An 18,643-nucleotide genomic window follows, 5' to 3' on the forward strand; every position below is an offset into this window, starting at 1 on the left:
TTTCCGCCAACTCACCCACGACCGAGGAGTCCTTCTTCCATGTCCCGTGCACGTTCCCCCCGCAGAACCGTTCTGACGTCCGCCGCCGCGGTCCTGGCCGGAGCGGTCCTCCTGACCGGCTGCGGGGACGACGACGGCGGCAGCGACACCGCGAGCGGCAAGGAGTCGGGCACCCGTCAGGTCACCGACGCCACGGGCCGCGAGGTCGACGTGCCCGCCGACCCCAAGAAGGTCGTCACGCTGAGCGAGCCCACCCTGGACGCCGCCCTGGCGCTCGGCGTCGAGCCGGTCGGCGCCACCGCGGGCCGCGGGCAGAAGGGCGTCTCGACCTACCTGGCCGACAAGGCGGGCAAGGCCGAGGTCGTCGCCACGGTCGCCGAGGCCGACATGGAGAAGGTCGCCGCGCTCCAGCCCGACCTGATCCTGCTCGACGAGACGACCGCCGTGAAGACCCAGGTCTCCAAGCTGGAGTCGATCGCCCCGACGGTGGTCACCGCCAAGCTCAACGAGGACTGGAAGAAGGCCTTCACGGCCACCGCCGACGCCCTCAACAAGGCGTCGGAGGCCGAGAAGATCATCAGCGACTTCGACGCGGACCTGGCCGCCACCAAGAAGAAGCTGGGCGACAACGCGGGCGCGGTGGTCAGCGTGATCCGCTGGCAGAACAGCGCCCCGTCGGCGGTCGGCCGCGGTGTCGGCCACGTCGGCTCGACCATCACCGACCTGGGCCTGGAGCGGCCCGAGGACCAGCAGGGCGTGGGCAGCGGCCACAGCGAGCCGGTCAGCCTGGAGAAGCTCTCCACCATCGACGGCGACTGGCTGATCTTCGGCACCCTCGGCGACCAGGCCGACGGCGAGAAGGCGTACGCCGAGGCCAAGAAGGTCCCCAACTTCTCCAAGCTGAAGGCCGAGAAGGCGGGCCATGTCGTCGTGGTCCAGGGCTCCGCCTGGAACAGCGCCGGCGGCCCGCTCGCCGCGCAGATCGTCCTGGACGACCTGACGAAGGCGCTGGCCTCGTGAGCGGCGCACTGGACGGCCGGCTCGCCCTCGTGACGGGGGCGGGCCGGGGCATCGGCGCGGCGGTGGTCGAGGCGCTGGTCGAGGAGGGCGCCCGGGTCGTCGCCACCGACCTCGCACTCGGCGACGTGGAGACGCTCGCCGGCAAACTGGGCGAGCGGGTCACCCCCCGGCGGCTCGACGTCACCGACGCCGCCGCCGTGGACACGCTGGTGGACGCGGCCGAGTCGCAGCTCGGGCCGCTGGACATCGCCGTGAACGTGGCCGGCATCCTGCGCGACGCGCCCGTCACCGAACTCACCGACGAGGACTGGGCGGCGCACTTCGCGGTCAACACCACCGGCGTGTTCCACGTCTCGCGCGCCGTCGCCCGCCGCATGACCGGACGCGGCCGGGGCAGCATCGTCACCGTCGCCTCCAACGCGGGCGGCATCCCCCGCGCGAACTTCGCCGCGTACGCGGCTTCCAAGGCCGCCGCGGTGATGTTCACCAAGTGCCTGGGCCTGGAGGTCGCCCGGCGGGGGGTGCGCTGCAACACGGTCTCGCCCGGCTCGACCATGACCGACATGCAGCGCGCGCTGTGGACCGAGGGCGAGGAAGAGGCCTCGGCGCGGCGCGTCATCGAGGGGGACCTGGCGTCCTACCGCACGGGCATCCCGCTCGGCCGGATCGCCGACCCCTCCGACATCGCCGACGCCGTCGTCTTCCTCGCCTCCGACCGGGCCCGCCACATCACGATGCACGACCTGTACGTCGACGGCGGCGCGACCCTGCGGGCCTGAGCCCCACCCCGGCTCGGCCCCGTCCCCCACGGAGTCCCCCACCGGAGTCCTCACGGAGTCCCGGAGTCCCCCACAGGAGACTGTCATGTCCGTTTCCCTGCACGAACCCACCGCCGCAACGCCCGTCTCACCGGGCGCGGCTACCTCCCTGCTCGACGCGTACCGCCCGGCCACCGACCGCTTCCTGGCCACCCCGCACCGGACGCTGCTGGGCCGCGGCACCGCCGCCGTGATACCCGACGACGCCCGGCCGCCGGCCGTGCGGGTGCGCGAGGTGCTCGACGGACTGCGCCGCCCGGGAGCCGCGGCGCCGGTCGTCGTCGGCACGCTGCCCTTCGCCCCCGACGGCCCGGCCGCGCTGGCGGTGCCGGACATGGTGCACTGGGCGCCGCCGCTGCGCGAGGACCCGCTGGTCGCGCTGGCCGTCCCACAGGACGAGGACCGGCCGGACTGGCGGGTCGAGGAGGTCCCCTCCCCCGAGCGGTACGGCCAGGCGGTCGCCGCGGCGGTGGCGCGGATGCGGGCCGGCGAGTTCGACAAGGTCGTCCTGGCCCGCAGCCTGGAGCTGACCTCCGGCCGCGAGCCCGACCTGCCGGCCATGCTGCGCCGGCTGGCCCGCCGCGACCCGGCCGGCTACACCTTCGCGGTGCCCAGCGGCCCCGGCCGCACCCTGATCGGCGCCAGCCCCGAACTGCTGGTCTCCCGGCAGGGCGGCTCGCTCACCGCCAACCCCCTCGCCGGGTCGGCGCCGCGCAGCGCGGACCTCGCCGAGGACGTGCGGCGCGCGGTGGCGCTGCTGGAGTCCGAGAAGGACCTGCACGAGCACGCCGTCGTGGTGGCCGCCGTACGGGAGGCGCTGGCGCCGTTCTGCACCACCCTCGAGGTGCCCGAGCGGCCCACGCTGGTGCGGACCGCCGCCATGTGGCACCTGTCGACCACCGTCACCGGTGAGCTGGCCGACCCCGGGGCCACCACCGCCCTGGACCTGGCCTCCGCGCTGCACCCCACCCCGGCGGTGTGCGGCACGCCCACCGAGCTGGCCCGGCAGGTCATCGCCGAGTCGGAGCCCTTCGACCGGGGGCCCTACACCGGCATGGTCGGCTGGCAGGACGCCGACGGCGACGGCGAGTGGGTCGTGACGATCCGCTGCGCCGAGGCCGAGGGCAGGACCCTCAGGCTGTTCGCCGGCGCCGGTGTCGTGGCGGCGTCCACGCCGGAGGCCGAGACGGCGGAGACCGCCGCCAAGTTCCGTACGTTCCTGCACGCCGTTGGAGCCTCGCTGTGACCCTCACCCCCGGTGTGGACTCCCCCACCTGGCCCGCCGAGTTCGCCGAGCGCTACCGCGCCGCCGGCTACTGGCGCGGCGAGACCTTCGGCGGCGTGCTGCGCGAGCGCGCCGCCGCCCACCCCGACCGGACCGCCCTGGTCGACCCGGCCCCCGAGCACCGCACCTGGACCTACCGGGAGCTGGACGAGCGGGCCGACCGGATGGCCGCCGGGTTCCTGGCGCGCGGCATCCGCAAGGGCGACCGGGTTGTCGTCCAGCTGCCCAACATCGGCGAGTTCGTCGAGGTGGTCTTCGGGCTCTTCCGGATCGGCGCGCTGCCGGTCTACGCGCTGCCCGCGCACCGCGAGACGGAGATCGCCCACTTCTGCTCCTTCACCGAGGCGGTCGCCTACGTCGTCCCGGACCGGCACGCCGGCTTCGACCACCGGGAGCTGGCCTCGGCGATGCTGGAGCAGGTGCCCAGCCTCAAGCACGTGTTCGTGGCCGGCGACCCCGGTGAGCACACCGCGCTGAGCGAGGTGCCGTGCGAGCCGTCCGGCCCGTTCGACGGACCCGAGCCGCACGAGCTGGCGTTCCTCCAGCTCTCCGGCGGCACGACGGGTCTGAACAAACTGATCCCGCGCACCCACGACGACTACATGTACTCGCTGTGGGGCTCCAACGAGATCTGCGGGGTGGACGACGCCACCCGGTTCCTGGTGGTGCTGCCCGCCGCGCACAACTTCCCGATGAGCTCGCCGGGCTGGCTCGGCGTGCTGTACGCGGGCGGCACGGTGGTGCTGTCCCCGAAACCCGACCCGGCCACCGCGTTCCCGCTGATCGCGGCCGAGCGGATCACCATGACGGCGCTGGTGCCGCCGCTGGCGCTGGTGTGGACCGACGCCGCTCCGGCGGCCGGGCACGACCTGTCCAGCCTGGAGCTGGCCCTGGTCGGCGGCGCCAAGTACAGCGAGCAGGCCGCCCGCCGCCTGGAGCCCGCGCTCGGCTGCCGGCTGATGCAGGTGTTCGGCATGGCGGAGGGACTGGTCAACTACACCCGGCTGGACGACGACACCGAGACCGTCGTCACCACCCAGGGCCGGCCCATCTCCCCCGACGACGAGATCCGCGTCGTCGACGACGAGGACAACGACGTCCCCGAGGGCGAGCCCGGACACCTGCTGACCCGCGGCCCGTACACCATCCGCGGCTACTGGCGCGCCCCCGACCACAACCGCCGCTCCTTCACCGAGGACGGCTTCTACCGCACCGGCGACCTGGTCCGCCGGCTGCCCAGCGGCCACCTCGTCGTCGTGGGCCGGGCCAAGGACCAGATCAACCGCGGCGGCGAGAAGATCGCCCCCGAAGAGGTCGAGAACATCATCCTCGCCCACCCCGCCGTCCACGACGTGTCCGTGGTCGCGGTACCCGACGAGTACCTCGGCGAGCGCTCCCTCGCCTACGTCATCCTGCGCGCGGACGCCGAGCCGCTGAAGCCGGTGGCCGTCAAGCGGTTCGTCCGTGAGCGCGGCATCGCCGCCTACAAGGTCCCCGACCTCGTCGAGTTCGTCGACGCCTTCCCCCAGACCGGCGTCGGCAAGATCAGCAAGAAGCATCTGCGGTCCGCCGCCGAACAGTCCTGACCGCATCCGAGAGGACTCCCCCCATGGCACTTCCCGCCATCGCCCCCTATCCGCTCCCGGCACCGGACGAGCTGCCGGCCAACCGGGTGTCGTGGACCGTGGACCCGGCGCGTGCCGTCCTGCTCGTGCACGACCTGCAACAGCACTTCCTCGGCGCGTTCCCGGCCGGCGAGCAGCCGCTGACCGGCATGCTCGGCAACACCGCCCGCCTCCTCAAGGAGTACCGGCGCCTGGGTGTGCCGGTCGTCTACTCCGCCCAGCGCGGCGGCCAGACCCCCGAGCAGCGCGGTCTCCAGCTCGACTTCTGGGGTCCCGGCGTCGCCGACGACCCGGCGAAACTCGCCACGCCGGACGCCGTGGCCCCGCAGGACGGGGACACGGTGCTGACCAAGTGGAAGTACAGCGCGTTCGTCCGCACCGAACTGGCGGACCTGATGCGGGAGAAGAACCGCGACCAGATCGTCGTCGTCGGCGTGTACGCGCACATCGGCGTGCTGATGACCGCCGCCGACGCCTGGCAGCGCGACATCCAGGCGTTCGTCGTCGCCGACGCCGTGGCCGACTTCTCCCGCGCCGACCACGACATGGCGCTGCGCTACGCCGCCGGCCGCTGCGCGGTCGTGACCACCACCGACACACTGCTCCAGGAGGTCTGAGGCATGGCGCTCACCGTCGAACAGATCCGTACCGACGTCGCCGACTGTCTCGGCGAGGACGTGGCGGACATACCCCTCGACGAGAACCTCGTCGACTACGGCCTGGACTCGGTCCGCATCATGACGCTGCTGGAGCGCTGGCGCCGCGAGCACGCCGTGACCGCCGACTTCGCCGATCTCGCCGAACAGCCCGCCATCGAGGCGTGGGCCCCGCTGCTGGGGGTGGCATGACCGCCCTCGCAGAGGTGGGCGCGCCCGCCGTACTGCCGCTGACGGCCGCCCAGTCGGGCATGTGGTACGCGCAGGCCCTCGATCCGCTGAGCCCCGCGCAGAACACCGCCGAGTGCCTGGAGATCGACGGACCGCTCGACCCCGCGCTGTTCGCGGACGCCCTCGGGCGGGTGGCCGCGGAGGCCGAGGCGCTGCGGGTCCGCGTCGAGGACACCCCCAACGGGCCTCGGCAGCACCTCGCGGACTCCGTCGAACTGCCGCTGACCGTACGGGAGTCGTACACCCCGGCCGAGGCGGAGGCGTGGATGCGCGCCGACCTGGCCGAACCGTTCGACCTGGCGACGGGACCGCTGTTCCGGCACGCCCTGTTCCGGGTCGGCGCGGACCGGTGGCTGTGGTACCAGAGCGTCCACCACCTCGTCATGGACGGCTACGGCTACTCGCTGCTGGTGCGCCGCACCGCCGAGGTGTACTCGGCGCTGGTCCGCGGCGAGGAGCCCGCCCCGCGCTCCTTCGGCTCGCTGGCCGACCTCGTCGCGGACGACGCCGCCTACCGGTCCTCGGCCGCCTTCGAGGCCGACCGGGCGCACTGGTCCGAGGCGTTCGGGGACCGCCCGGAGGCGCCCCGGCTGGCCGGGCGCGGCGCGCTGCCGTCCCGTACGTTCCTCCGCCGTACCGCCCACCTCTCCCCGGAGACCACCGAGCGGCTGAAGGAGCTGGCCGGGCGGCTCCGCGCGACCTGGCCGGACGTGCTGATCGCCGCGCAGGCCCTGTACACCGCCCGCGCCACCGCCCGTACCGACGTGGTCCTCGGCCTGCCGATGATGGGCCGCATGGGGTCGGTGGCGCTGCGGGTGCCCGGCATGGTGATGAACGTGCTGCCGCTGAGGCTCACCGTCACCCCGGACGCCACCTTCGCGGAACTGGTCCGGCAGGTGGTGCTCGGCATCCGCGAGGTCCGCCGCCACCAGCGCTACCGCTACGAGGACATCCGCCGCGACCTCGGCCTGCTCGGCGAGAGCCGGGGCCTGGTGGGACCGCTGGTCAACGTCATGCCGTTCGACTACGGCGTGGACTTCGCGGGCGCCCCGGCGCGCGCCCGCAACCTGTCCGCGGGCCCGGTGGACGACCTCACCGTCAACATCTACGACCGCGCCGACGGCCGCGGGCTGCGCATCGACCACGACGGCAACCCCGCCCTGTACGAGGACGCCGCCCTCGCCGCGCACCAGGAGCGGTTCCTGCACCTGGTGGACCGGCTGGCCGGCACCGACCCGCAGGAGCCCCTCGCCGTCCACTCCATCGCCACCCCGGCCGAACGGGAGCTGGTCGTCGAGGAGTTCAACCGCACCGAGCGCGCGCTGCCGCCGACCACCCTGATCGGCCCCGTCGAGTCGCAGGCCGCCCGCACCCCGGACGCCACCGCGCTGGTCTTCGGGGACACCACGCTCACCTACGCGGAGCTGAACTCCCGCGCCAACCGGCTGGCCCGCCACCTCCAGTCCCTCGGCGCCCGGCCGGGCACGGTGGTGGCCGTGTCGGTGCCGCGCTCGGTGGAACTGATCGTGTCGCTGCTGGCCGTGCTGAAGGCGGGCGCCGCCTATCTGCCGCTGGACCCGGACTACCCGGCGCAGCGGCTGGCGTACATGCTCGACGACGCGGAGCCGGTGTGCGCGGTCACCGACCGCGCCGGCCGCCTCCCCGAGGGCACCCGCACCGCGGCGGTGGTGCTGGACGGGCTCGACCTGTCCGGGTACGCGTGGACCGACCCGGCCCGCGCCCTCACCCCGGCCCACCCGGCGTACGTCATCTACACCTCCGGTTCCACCGGCCGCCCCAAGGGCGTCGTCGTACCGCACCGGGCGATCGACAACCGGCTGCGCTGGATGCAGGCGGAGTACGGGCTGACCGCGGCCGACCGGGTGCTGCAGAAGACGCCGTCGTCGTTCGACGTGTCCGTGTGGGAGTTCTTCTGGCCGCTGCGCGAGGGCGCGGCGCTGGTGGTCGCCGAGCCGGGCGGCCACAAGGACCCGGTGTACCTGGCCCGGCTGGTCCGCGAACGGGCGGTCACCACCTGCCACTTCGTGCCGTCGATGCTCCAGGTGTTCCTGGGCGCGCCGGAGGCGGCGCAGTGCGGGGAGGTGCTGCGCCGGGTGTTCTGCAGCGGCGAGGCGCTGCCTCGCGAGACGGCGTCCGCCTTCGCCCGCGCGCTGCCGGGCGTGGAGCTGCACAACCTGTACGGGCCGACCGAGGCCGCCGTCGACGTCACGTACCACGCCTGCGACCCGGCGGATTCCGGTCCGGTGCCGATCGGGCGCCCGGTGTGGAACACCCGCCTGCACGTCCTGGACGCCGCCCTCCAGCCCTGCCCGCCCGGGGTGCCGGGCGAGCTGTACCTGGCGGGCGTCCAGCTCGCCGACGGCTATCTGGGCCGTCCCGAGCTGAACGCGACCCGGTTCGTCGCCGACCCGTTCGGCCCGGCGGGCACCCGGATGTACCGCACCGGCGACCTGGCCCGCTGGACGGCCGGCGGCGAGGTCGAGTACCTGGGCCGCACCGACCACCAGGTCAAACTGCGCGGCCAGCGCATCGAGCTGGGCGAGATCGAGGCGGCGCTGGCGGCCCTGCCGGGCGTGGACGCGGCCTGCGCGCTGGTCCGCGACGACCGGCTCGTGGGGTACGTGACCGGCGGCGCCGATCCGGTGGAGGTCCGGGCGGCGCTGGCCCGGGAGCTGCCCGAGCACATGGTCCCGGCGGCCGTGGTCGCGCTGGACGCCTTCCCGCTCTCCCCCAACGGCAAGCTGGACCGCCGCGAGCTGCCCGCCCCGGTCTTCGCCGGCGGCACGGGCGCGCGGCCCTTCGCCTCGGCCCGCGAGGAGGCCCTGACCGGCCTGTTCGCCGAGGTGCTGGAGGCGCGGGGGGTCGGTCCCGACGACGCGTTCTTCGACCTGGGCGGCACCTCGCTGCTGGCGGTCCGTCTCGTCGGGCGCATCCGGGAGGAGTTCGGCGCCGAGCTGACCATCGGCTCGCTGTTCGAGGCGCCGACGCCGGCCGCGCTGGCCGCCCGGCTGGACGCCGCCGCGCCCGCCTCCGACGACGCCCTGGGCGTCGTCCTGCCGCTGCGCGCCGAGGGCGAGGGCACGCCGCTGTTCGGCATCCACCCGGCGGGCGGGCTGGCCTGGTGCTACGCGGGACTGACCGCGCGGCTGCCCGGGCTGCCGGTGTACGGGCTGCAGGCCCGGGGCCTGACCGGGGACGAGGAGCTGCCGCGCACCCTCCAGGAGGAGGCGGAGGACTACGCGGCGCAGATCCGCCGCGTCCAGCCGCACGGCCCGTACCGCCTGGTGGGCTGGTCGGTCGGCGGGGTCCTCGCGCACACCGTGGCCGTCCTGCTCCAGGAGGCCGGCGAGCGGGTCGACCTGCTCGCGCTGCTCGACGCGTTCCCCGCCGAGCAGTGGCGGGAGCGGCCCGCGCCCGAGGAGGGCGACGCGCTCACCGCCGTGCTGCGCATGGCGGGCTTCGACCGCACCGGCGAACGCACCCGCGAGGACGTGCTGGCCACCCTGCGCGCGGCGGGCAGCCCGCTGGCCGGGCTCACCGACCGCACCCTGTCCCGGATCGTGGACATCGTCCCCAACCACGCCCGGATGATGCGCGAGCACGAGCACCGGGTCTACGACGGCGACATGGTGTTCTTCACCGCCGCCGCGCCGCGTGCCGAGGACTGGCTGACCAGGGAGGCGTGGCGGCCGTACGTGACCGGGCGGATCGTCAACCTCGACCTGGACTGCACCCATCCGCAGCTGATGCGGGACCGGTACCTCGACGACATCGCGGCGGTCCTGACCGCCCGTCTGAAGGAGCTGGACGCATGACCATCGACGCCATCGGCCCCTTCGACGCCGGGTCCGACGACGGCCACGGCAGCCATCTGGTGCTGGAGAACGCGGGCGGGCTGCGGTCCCTGTGGCCGGTCTGGCGCGCGGTGCCGGCCGGGTGGACGGCCCGCTTCGGTCCGGCCCCGCACGCGGCGTGCCTGAGCCGGGTGGCGGAGGCGGACCGGGGATGAGCACGGCGACGGCGGTGCGTACGGCCGGACGGCGGGGCGCGTCCCTGTGGGTCGTGCGCGCCCCCGCGCCGGACGCGCCGTCCCATGCCTCTCTGTACGCCTCCCTGTACGCCGTCCTCGACGCCGCCGAGCGGCGCAGGGCGGCGGCGCTGCGGCGGCCCGCCGAGCGGGCGCTGTACGTCGCCGCGCACGGCGCGCTGCGCCGCCTGCTCGGCGAACGGCTGGGCCTGCCGCCCGCCGGGGTGGCGCTGACCCGGCTGCCCTGCCCGGGCTGCGGCGGGCCGCACGGCCGTCCCGCCGTCGCCGGTCCGGCCGGGGACGCCCTGCACTTCTCCCTCTCGCACACCGCGGGGCTGGCCCTGCTGGCCGTCGCCGCCCGCCCGGTGGGCGTCGATGTCGAGCGGGTGCCCGAGCCGCGCCTCGCCGAGGACGCCGCCCGGTCGCTGCACCGCGCCGAACGGGCGGAACTGGCGCGGCTGTCCGCCGGGGCCCGTCCCGGCGCCTTAGCCCGCTGCTGGACCCGCAAGGAGGCGTACCTCAAGGCGACCGGCGAGGGCCTATCCGGGGACGCCCTGCGCGGACGCTGCCTGGGCAGCGGGCCCCGCCCGGCCGGGCTGCCCGGCTGGAGCGTCACCGATGTGGACGTGCCGGCCGGCTGGGCCGCCGCCTGTGTGGTGCGCGAGCCGGCCCGGGTCAGCGGCCCAGGAGGGCCACGAGGCCGTCGGCCAGTTCCGTGCGCCAGCACAGGTAGTCGTGACCGCCGTTGAACTCCCGGTAGGAGGAGTCGTGGTACCCGAGTTCCCGCAAGGTGTCGCGCAGTCGCCGGGCCGCGGGCAGGGCCACCCACTCCTGCTCGCCGAAGGAGAGCCACCAGCGCACCGGCAGCCGCGGCACGCCGGCGAGGGTCCGGGTGAGCCACTCGGCGTGCTCTCCGACGGGCCACCAGAACGAGCCCGACTGGACGAGGGCGTTGCCGAAGCGGTGCGGGGCGGCCAGGGCGGCGTACGCGGCGGTGAGTCCGCCCAGGCTCTGCCCGGCGACGACGGTCCGTGCCGGGTCGGCGGTGACCGGCAGCCGCCCGGCCGCCCACGGCAGCAGCTCGTCCGTGAGGTGGGCGACGTATCCGGGCCGGCAGCTCAGCTCGGCCCAGCGGGTGGGTTCGTCCACGGCCTCCGGCAGCACGGCGGCCAGCGGCGGGATCCGTCCGTCGGCGATCAGGTTGTCCAGCAGGTGCGCGAGACCGAGCCGGGGCCCCCAGTGCTCGCCGTCCAGCAGGACCAGCACCGGCAGTTCGGCGGACGGCGCCCGCCCGCCGGGGGACGCCGGGGGCGCGTACAGCCAGACCCGCCGCTCCCCGCCCAGCCGGGCGCTGGGCACCCGGTGCTCGGTGAGGGTGCCGTGCGGGACGTCGTCCGGCCGGGGCGCCCAGTCGCCGGCGTCGGGGGCGGCGGGGAGTTCGGCGTACGACACCGGCGTACCGCCCCAGCGGCGCGGCAGGGCGCGGTCGTTGAACGGGTCCGGGCGGGGGTCGGCCCGCAGGGCGCGCCAGTAGTCGGGGCCGGTGGCCTCGATCCCCTCGTCGACATGGAAGTCGTAGGTGCCGCGCCAGTCGTGCCGCAGGCGCAGGGTCCAGTGCCACACGTCCGTGCCGGGGACGTGTTCCATGAGGTTGCCCCCGGGGTCGCGCGGGTCGCCCAGCTTGTTGGGCAGCACCTCGACGGCCCGGGTGGCCGGGGTGCCGCGCCACAGGAACGTCACCGCCCGGTGCTCGGGGCTGCCCTGGGGATCGGGCCCCACCAGCGGTGTGCCGAGGCGGCGGACGTCCGCCCAGAAGTCCTCCAGCCCGTCCGGGTCCGGCAGCGCCCGGACGGGCTCCGCGAGCCGTGGGACGGGGTCCGGCCGGGGCAGGCGGGGCGGCCGGTTCGCGGTGGCTTCGGGCGGGTCGGTGAACACGGTGTGTGCGGATTCCATTTGACTGCTCACGATCTTCATATTAGGTTAGCCTTACCTTACTTGATCGCACGTCGCTTTCCGCGCCGGCTGTCCGCCGTCCCCAACGTGCCTCCTCTTCAAGCGTCCCTGCGGGGACGTTCGCCTGCCAGGAGCAGCCATCATGACCTCTGACAGATCCGCTTCACCCTCCGGTGCCCGGCTGGGCCGGATGGTGGCCCTGACCGCCGGTGCCACCCTGGGCCTCGGCGCCCTGGTCGCCGTTCCACTGGCCACGGCCGGTGCCGGCGGCGCGGGCGTCACCGACACGGTGGCGCTGGCCGCGGACTCGACCGCGCCGGCGGTCACCCTGGGCACGACCACGGTGAAAGCCGGCGGCGAGGTGGCGTTCACCGCCACCGGCTTCCCGGCCGGCGGCACGCTGAGCGTCAAACTCGACGACGCGACGCTGCTGAAGCAGTTCACCATCGGCGAGGACGGCAGCGTCTCGGACAAGGTGACGATCCCGGCCGGCACCAGCGCGGGCGGCGGCCACTGGCTGCGCTTCCTGGCACCACAGACCAGCGTCAAGAGCGAGAGCCTGACCGTCACCGCGGCGGCCACCGCCTCCCCCACGCCGACCCCGACCCCCACGACGACGCCGGCCCCGACGCCCACGGGGACCGCCACGCCGGCCGCCGACCCGAAGGTGAAACTGACCGGCGGCAGCAAGGTCGCCGCGGGCGGCAAGGTCTCCTTCTCCCTCTCCGGGTTCGTCAAGGGCCAGAACGTCACGGTGAAACTGGACGACAGCGAGATCCTCGGCCAGTGGAACGGCGCGGTGAAGGCCGACGGGACCTTCTCCGGCACGGTGACCGTCCCCGGCTCGACCGCCGCGGGGGCGCACTGGCTGCGGTTCCTGGCGCCGGAACCGGCGACCAGCCTGAAGGCGGACCTCACCGTGACGTCGTCCTCGTCCGGCGGCTCGGGCGGCTCGGCCGGCTCGGGCGGCTCCACCGGCGGCAGCGGCAGCGGCAGCGGCTCGGTCAGCTCCGGCGGCGCCACGAGCGGCGGCACCTCCGGGTCGGTGAGCAGTACCTCCGGCACCTCCGCCACCATCACCGGCGGCTCCCAGGTGGCCGCGGGCGGCAAGGTCTCCTTCCGGGTGACCGGCTTCCCGGCGGGACAGCAGCTGACCGTGAAACTGGACGACAGCGAGATCCTCGGCCAGTGGACCGTCGGCTCCGACGGGTCGTACTCCGGCAGCGTCACCGTCCCCTCGGACGCCACGAAGGGCGCCCACTGGCTGCGCTTCCTCGCCCCCAATCCGCCCACCAGCCTGCGCGCCGACTTCGCGGTGACGTCCGGCTCCACCGCCGCCGCCTCCGCCGGCTCCTCCTCGGACAGCTCCGCGACCCCCGTCCCCGCGGCCTCCGGCGCACCGGCCAGCGCCACCAACGACGCCGGCGCCAAGGCCGAGATCACCGCCAGCGAGGTGCAGCCCGGCGGCACGCTGCACTTCGAGGTGACCAAGTTCCCGGCCGGGAAGCAGGTGACGGTCAAACTCGACGACGAGGCCATCCTCGGCCAGTGGAAGACCGACGAGAACGGCTCCTACGAAGGCGACGTGACCGTCCCCGCGGACACCTCCGCGGGCGCCCACTGGCTGCGCTTCCTCGCGCCCGACCCGCCCACGTCGCTCAAGGTGGAGTTCACGGTGAACGCCGCCGCGGCGGGCGGCACGGGCACGGAGGCATCCTCCACCACCGCCCCCGAGGAGGCGGCCGAAAGCCTGGTGGCCGCGTCCGGCTCCTCCGTCTCCTACGCGACCGTCGCCTGGTCAGCGGCGGCCGCCGCGGCCGGCGGTGCGGCCGGAGCCGCCGCGACCACGCTCATGGTCGTACGCCGCCGCACCGGGCGGCCCGCGCACGGCGCGTGACGCCGGGCACCCCGAGCCACCTTTCCGCAGCAACTCCGTCAATCCCCTGTCACCCCATCAAGGGAGTTCCCCCATCATGTCCCTCACCGGCACCCGCACCCACCGCCGTACCGCGATCGCCTCGGCCGTCGCCGTGGCGGTCGCCGCAGGCAGCGTCCTCGCCCTGACGGGCACCGCGTCGGCGCGCACGAGCGGCTCGACGGTCACCACCGCGAAGCTCACCAAGGGCCTGTACCAGTCGGCCTACTCCGAGCGGAACAACGTGCTGTGGGTCACCGCCGCCGTCGGCCGCCCGCCGGTCACCGAGTCCCACCTGCTGAAGGTCGACCCGAAGACCCTCACGGTCGAGTCGGACATCACCCCGCCGGTCACCGACACCGCCACCGGCGCCGTCGAGGCCGTCTACGGCGTCGCCGTGGACGACGAGCACAACACCGTCTGGACGACCAACACCCGCAACAACACGGTGTCCGTCTACAGCCAGCGCACCGGCGAGCACCTCGCCACCCTCCCCAACGTCAACCACGCCCGCGAGATCGTCGTCGACGAGAAGCACAACACCGTCTGGGCGAGCGCCTACAGCGACGGCTCGCTGGTCGCCTTCGACAGCAAGACGCTCGAGGAGAAGCAGCGCGTCACCGTCGAGGGCGCGGGCCCGGCCGGCCTGGCCGTCAACGAGAAGACCGGCACGGTCTACGCCGCCGACCTGACCAACGACCGGCTGATCGCGGTGGAGCGCGGCTCCGAGACGCCGACCTTCGTCCCGGCCGGCGACGGCGCGATCTCCGTCTCCCTGTCGAAGAACGGCAAGACCGCCTACACCGCGGACCAGACCGCGGGCACCGTGTCCGTGATCGACCTGAAGAAGGGCGTCGTCACCAAGTCCGTGGCGACCGGCGCGGGCGCCCTGTCGGTGGCCACCGACGAGCGTTCCGGTGACGTCCTGGTCGTCAACCGCACCGCCGCCGACGTCACCCGCGTCGACGTGAAGACGGGCACCGTCGAGGAGACGTTCGCCACCGGCGCCAACCCGAACCACGTGGAGGTCGCCGACGGCACCGCCTACGTGGTCGACAAGTCGGGCGCCGGCACGGCCGAGGACACCCTCACCGAGATCCGCCTCTCCCGCTGACGTCCCCCGAGCCCGGCGCCCGTCACGCCCCCGCTACGGTCAGCGGCGGTGCGTGGCGGGCGCCGTCCCCGTTCACGGGCACCCCGACGTTCAGCGGCACCCCGACGGGCCGACGCCGTTCAGGCGAACCTGCCCGAGGCCGCGCGTGGCGGAGCCCGGACGCGTCGACACCTTCTCCGTGGACCCCGTGGAGCTGCCGCTGATCCCTCCCATGCTGGCCACGCCCGGCACCCTGCCGCCCGCGGCGCAGGACGCGCGCTGGGCGTACGAGACCAAGCAGGACGGCCAGCGGGTGGTGGTCTACCTGCCCGGCGACGGCAGTGTGCTGCTGCGCGCCCGTTCCGGTCTGGAGATCACCGCCGCCTATCCCGAACTGCGGCCCCTGGGCACCGCGCTCGGCACCACCCCCGCCGTGCTGGACGGCGAGGTCCTGGCCCTGGACGCCGAGGGCCGCGCCGACTTCCAGCTGCTCCAGTCCCGGATGGGCCTGGCCCACGCGCCGGTCCGGGCGGCACAGCGCGCGGCCGAGGTCCCGGTCCACCTCGTGCTCTTCGACGTACTCCACCTGGGCAGCCGACCGCTGGTGTCCCTGCCGTACACGCGGCGGCGCGGGGAACTGGAGGGGCTCGGACTCGCCGGGCCGTCCTGGTCGACCCCGGCGGCCCTGGTCGGCCACGGCGAACAGGCACTCCGGGCCACCCGCGAGCACGGCCTGGAGGGGCTGGTGTGCAAGCGGCTGGACTCGCGGTACGAGCCGGGCGTGCGCTCCCGGGCCTGGATCAAGATCCGCAACATGCGCAGCGAGGACGTGGTGATCGGCGGCTGGCTGCCCGGCAAGGGCCGGCTGACCGGGCTGCCCGGCGCCGTGCTGGTCGGCCAGCGCGCCGCCGGACGCCTGCGCTACGTGGGCGGGGTGGGCACCGGCTGGAGCGAGACCGAGCGCGCGGAGCTGGCCCGGCTGCTGCGGGCCGCCGCCTGTGAGGCCTGCCCCTTCGATCCCGTGCCGGCGGTGCCGGAAGCCCGCTGGGTGGTGCCCCGGCTGGTGGGCGAGGTCCGCTTCAGCACCCGCACCCGGGAGGGGATGCTCCGCCAGCCGTCCTGGCTGCGGCTGCGGCCCGACCTGGCCCCGGAGGAGTCGGCCGCCGACGTCCCCGACGACCTGGTGTGACACCGGCCCGACTGTTGGGCTGCGCTTCACCACCGGGACGCCTGCGCCTCTTGGCACGGACGGGGAACGACGGCATCCTGAACTCCCTTTCCCCCCACAGCCGTTGGGCTGCGCCCAAGAGGAGGACGCAGTGTCGTCGAGCATGTCCCGGACCCGCCGCCGGAGATGGCTGACCACGGTCGCCGGAGCCATAGCCCTGGTCGTCGCCTTCCCCGCCACCGCCTTCGCCGCCCCGCCCCCCGCGCTCCCCGCCAACGCCGACCCGGCCGAGGCCGCCTACCAGCCCGCCTTCGACTACGACACGGACGGCTGCTACCCCACCCCGGCCATCAGCGCCGACGGAACGGTCAACGGCGGCCTCAGCCCGACCGGCGCCCTCAACGGCAACTGCCGGGACGCCTCCGACCTGGACAACACCAACGGTTACGCGCGCGCCAAGTGCGACGGCGACTGGTGCGCGTACATGTACGGCCTGTACTTCGAGAAGGACCAGGCCCTCGCGGGCAGCAGCATCGGGGGCCACCGGCACGACTGGGAGCACGTCGTGGTGTGGGTGCGGAGCGGCACCGTGGAGTACGTGTCGACCTCCAACCACGGCGCGTTCACCGTGCACGCGCGCTCGGCCGTCCGCTTCGAGGGCACCCACGCCAAGGTCGTCTACCACAAGGACGGCATCAGCACCCACTGCTTCCGGCTGGGCACCGCGAACGACGAACCGCCGGAGAACCACAAGGGCACCTGGCAGTACCCGCCGCTGGTCGGCTGGAACGGCTACCCGTCGGGCGTGCGCGAGAAGCTCAGCGCGTACGACTTCGGCAGCGCCACGTTCGGCCTCAAGGACGCGAGTTTCGCCTCCCACCTGGCCTCTGCGAAGCCCTCCGGCATCACCTTCGACCCCTACGCCTGATCCCGTTCGGCCGCCTCCGGCCGGTGCCGGGCCGGGGGCGGCGGTCGGTCCCCGGCCCGGCCGCGCCGTGCCCGGCCGGTGCCGTACGGCGGCCCGGCGCCCGTGCGAGGCACTATCGTGGCCGCATGTCCGTGCCCGAACTGATCCGCGTCGTCTCCCGTGACTCACCGATGGCGCTCGCCCAAGTAGCGCGCGTGCAGCGGGAATTGGCAGCCCTCCACCCCGGCGTGCGCACCGAGGTGGTGCCGGTCAGGACCACCGGTGACAAATGGCTGGGCGATCTGTCGGAGGTCGAGGGCAAGGGCGCCTTCACCAAGGAGGTCGACGCCGCGCTGCTGGCGGGCGAGGCCGATCTCGCCGTGCACTGCGTCAAGGACGTGCCCGCCGACCGGCCGCTGCCGGCCGGCACGGTGTTCGCCGCGTTCCTCGCGCGGGACGATATCCGGGACGCCCTGGTCCACCCGGGCGGGCTCACCCTGGACGAGCTGCCGGCCGGCACCCGGATCGGCACCTCGTCGGTCCGCCGGGTCGCCCAACTGGCCGCCGGCCACCCGCATCTGACGTGCGTGCCGATGCGCGGCAACGCCAACCGGCGGCTGGCGAAGCTGGCCGCCGGTGACGCGGACGCGCTGCTGCTCGCCGTCTCCGGCCTGGAGCGCATCGGCCGCACCGACGTGATCAGCGACGTCCTCTCCCCCGAGACGATGATGCCGCCGATCGGCGCGGGCATCCTGGCGCTGCAGTGCCGGGAGGACGACACCCGGCTGATCGACGCGGTCAGCGGCCTCGGCCACCCGGACACCCACCGGGAGGCCACCGCCGAGCGGATGTTCCTGCACGTGCTCCAGGGACATTGCAACAGCCCGATCGCCGGGTACGCGCGGGTGGACGGCGGCGGCGAACTCTCCCTGCGGGCCTGCGTGTTCACCCCGGACGGCAAGACGCGGCTGAACGCCCACGAATGGGCGGGCCGGCTGGACCCGGCCACCCTGGGCACCTCGGTCGCCGTGTCCCTGCTGCGCCAGGGCGCCCGGGAGATCATCGACGGGATCGCCCACTGACCCCGCGGACTCCCCGAACTCCCCGAACTCTCCGGACGCCGCGGACCCCGCGGGTCTCCCGGTGACGGATCAGGCGGTGCCTTCCTCCGCCTGACCCTGCGTCTGCCCGCGCAGGAACGCGCTCACCTGCCGCTCCAGTTCCTCGCGCCCCGCGGACGGGCACGCGCCGCCGGCGCCCTCCGCGAGACCGACGCCGCCGGTCCACAGCCGCCGGCCGGTCCACTCGTCGTCGACCCGCAGCTGCACCTGCACGTCCACCCGCCCGAGGTCGGCCTCCGCGCCGGCCGCGTGGACGACGGCGGTGACCCGGCGCAGCGGATAGACGTCGAAGCCCTCCACGAACTGGGAGTTGCGCCAGTCGATGAAGGCGCCCTCGCCGTCGGGGCCGAGCCGCACGTCGATCTGACCGTCCTCCAGGTGGACGCAGAACCGCCGTTCGCTCCGGTTCTCCACGGTCACGCGGAGCCGGAAGTAGGTGAGCCCCTCGGCGGCGTCGTCCCGGCCGCGCGGCGGATCGCCCGGCTCGACGCGGTGGACGCGGACCCGCAGCCCGGGGTGTTCGTCGTACTCCTGCCAGTCCCCGACCACGTTCGGCTCGTACACGCTGCACCCTCTCGACCTCTTGGAGCTGCTTCCTATCTGTGTGCTCAGTGCACTGTCAAATGAGCGGAATGCGCTGTGGCCAGGGAGTTCGCCCCTTTTGCTCACGATCAAGCGCTGCCCAGCGAGAACGGCGGACGCGCCGGCGCGACGGCCGGTCCGAGCGTGCCGCACATCACGTTCACCCTTCATTCTTTAGTGGAGCTAACCAACCGGGAGGCGCCAGGACCTGCCCGATCGCC

Annotated in this window: 16 protein-coding genes; 14 read left to right on the forward strand and 2 right to left on the reverse strand. The window is 74.3% G+C overall.

The genetic code is table 11. The annotated features are described in order from the left end of the window. Window positions 1-39 precede the first annotated feature (39 nt). The 9 genes from ACIQR3_RS17730 to ACIQR3_RS17770 all read left to right on the forward strand — a co-directional run bounded on the left by ACIQR3_RS17730 (window position 40) and on the right by ACIQR3_RS17770 (window position 10,432). The gene (locus ACIQR3_RS17730) at window positions 40-1,020 is read left to right on the forward strand and encodes an ABC transporter substrate-binding protein (RefSeq protein ID WP_403539618.1); all 981 of its coding nucleotides are present in this window, start codon (window positions 40-42) and stop codon (window positions 1,018-1,020) included. Further along, window positions 1,017-1,799 (forward strand): 2,3-dihydro-2,3-dihydroxybenzoate dehydrogenase, encoded by a 783-nt coding sequence (locus tag ACIQR3_RS17735; RefSeq protein WP_403539621.1) that lies wholly within the window; start codon window positions 1,017-1,019, stop codon window positions 1,797-1,799. The genes ACIQR3_RS17730 and ACIQR3_RS17735 overlap by 4 nt, the downstream gene beginning before the upstream one ends. A gap of 85 nt (window positions 1,800-1,884) precedes the next feature. Beyond that, window positions 1,885-3,084: an isochorismate synthase gene (locus ACIQR3_RS17740; protein WP_403539623.1), complete on the forward strand. Its 1,200-nt coding sequence runs from the start codon at window positions 1,885-1,887 to the stop codon at window positions 3,082-3,084. After that, window positions 3,081-4,709, forward strand: a complete 1,629-nt coding sequence (locus ACIQR3_RS17745) for a (2,3-dihydroxybenzoyl)adenylate synthase (RefSeq protein WP_403539625.1) — start codon at window positions 3,081-3,083, stop codon at window positions 4,707-4,709. The genes ACIQR3_RS17740 and ACIQR3_RS17745 overlap by 4 nt, the downstream gene beginning before the upstream one ends. A gap of 23 nt (window positions 4,710-4,732) precedes the next feature. Then, entirely contained in the window at window positions 4,733-5,365 is a 633-nt protein-coding gene (locus tag ACIQR3_RS17750) for an isochorismatase family protein (RefSeq protein ID WP_403539626.1), read from the forward strand. Between the two features lie 3 nt (window positions 5,366-5,368). Continuing rightward, window positions 5,369-5,596 (forward strand): phosphopantetheine-binding protein, encoded by a 228-nt coding sequence (locus tag ACIQR3_RS17755; RefSeq protein ID WP_215167579.1) that lies wholly within the window; start codon window positions 5,369-5,371, stop codon window positions 5,594-5,596. After that, window positions 5,593-9,471, forward strand: a complete 3,879-nt coding sequence (locus ACIQR3_RS17760) for an amino acid adenylation domain-containing protein (protein ID WP_403539629.1) — start codon at window positions 5,593-5,595, stop codon at window positions 9,469-9,471. The genes ACIQR3_RS17755 and ACIQR3_RS17760 overlap by 4 nt, the downstream gene beginning before the upstream one ends. Then, a complete protein-coding gene (locus tag ACIQR3_RS17765; protein WP_403539631.1) occupies window positions 9,468-9,665 on the forward strand; it encodes an MbtH family NRPS accessory protein in 198 nt (65 codons plus the stop codon). The genes ACIQR3_RS17760 and ACIQR3_RS17765 overlap by 4 nt, the downstream gene beginning before the upstream one ends. Next, on the forward strand, window positions 9,662-10,432 hold the full coding sequence (locus ACIQR3_RS17770; RefSeq protein WP_403539633.1) for a 4'-phosphopantetheinyl transferase family protein: 771 nt from the start codon (window positions 9,662-9,664) through the stop codon (window positions 10,430-10,432). Before ACIQR3_RS17765 ends, ACIQR3_RS17770 begins: the two co-directional genes overlap by 4 nt. On the opposite strand, the gene fes is transcribed toward ACIQR3_RS17770, so the two are convergent. Further along, window positions 10,359-11,636 carry an enterochelin esterase gene (gene fes / locus ACIQR3_RS17775; protein ID WP_403539634.1) on the reverse strand — a complete coding sequence of 426 codons (1,278 nt, stop codon included), beginning with the start codon at window positions 11,634-11,636 and terminating at the stop codon, window positions 10,359-10,361. The two genes, ACIQR3_RS17770 and fes, sit on opposite strands and share 74 nt — an antisense overlap. Before the next feature lie 142 nt (window positions 11,637-11,778). Between fes and ACIQR3_RS17780 the strand changes: the two genes are divergently transcribed. The 5 genes from ACIQR3_RS17780 to hemC all read left to right on the forward strand — a co-directional run bounded on the left by ACIQR3_RS17780 (window position 11,779) and on the right by hemC (window position 17,801). Beyond that, complete coding sequence (locus ACIQR3_RS17780; RefSeq protein WP_403539637.1) at window positions 11,779-13,533, forward strand: hypothetical protein; 1,755 nt, start codon at window positions 11,779-11,781, stop codon at window positions 13,531-13,533. Between the two features lie 76 nt (window positions 13,534-13,609). Beyond that, entirely contained in the window at window positions 13,610-14,665 is a 1,056-nt protein-coding gene (locus ACIQR3_RS17785) for a YncE family protein (RefSeq protein ID WP_403539639.1), read from the forward strand. Window positions 14,666-14,852: 187 nt separating this feature from the next. Further along, window positions 14,853-15,833: an ATP-dependent DNA ligase gene (locus ACIQR3_RS17790; protein ID WP_403540054.1), complete on the forward strand. Its 981-nt coding sequence runs from the start codon at window positions 14,853-14,855 to the stop codon at window positions 15,831-15,833. A gap of 130 nt (window positions 15,834-15,963) precedes the next feature. Continuing rightward, a complete protein-coding gene (locus ACIQR3_RS17795) occupies window positions 15,964-16,740 on the forward strand; it encodes an NPP1 family protein (protein WP_403539641.1) in 777 nt (258 codons plus the stop codon). Window positions 16,741-16,865: 125 nt separating this feature from the next. Next, entirely contained in the window at window positions 16,866-17,801 is a 936-nt protein-coding gene (gene hemC, locus ACIQR3_RS17800; protein WP_403539642.1) for a hydroxymethylbilane synthase, read from the forward strand. A gap of 69 nt (window positions 17,802-17,870) precedes the next feature. Here hemC and ACIQR3_RS17805 read toward each other — a convergent pair whose 3' ends face one another. Further along, complete coding sequence (locus tag ACIQR3_RS17805; protein ID WP_403539645.1) at window positions 17,871-18,404, reverse strand: hypothetical protein; 534 nt, start codon at window positions 18,402-18,404, stop codon at window positions 17,871-17,873. Window positions 18,405-18,643 lie beyond the last annotated feature (239 nt).

The organism is Streptomyces sp. NPDC090994 (assembly GCF_044768905.1).
Lineage (GTDB): Bacteria > Actinomycetota > Actinomycetes > Streptomycetales > Streptomycetaceae > Streptomyces.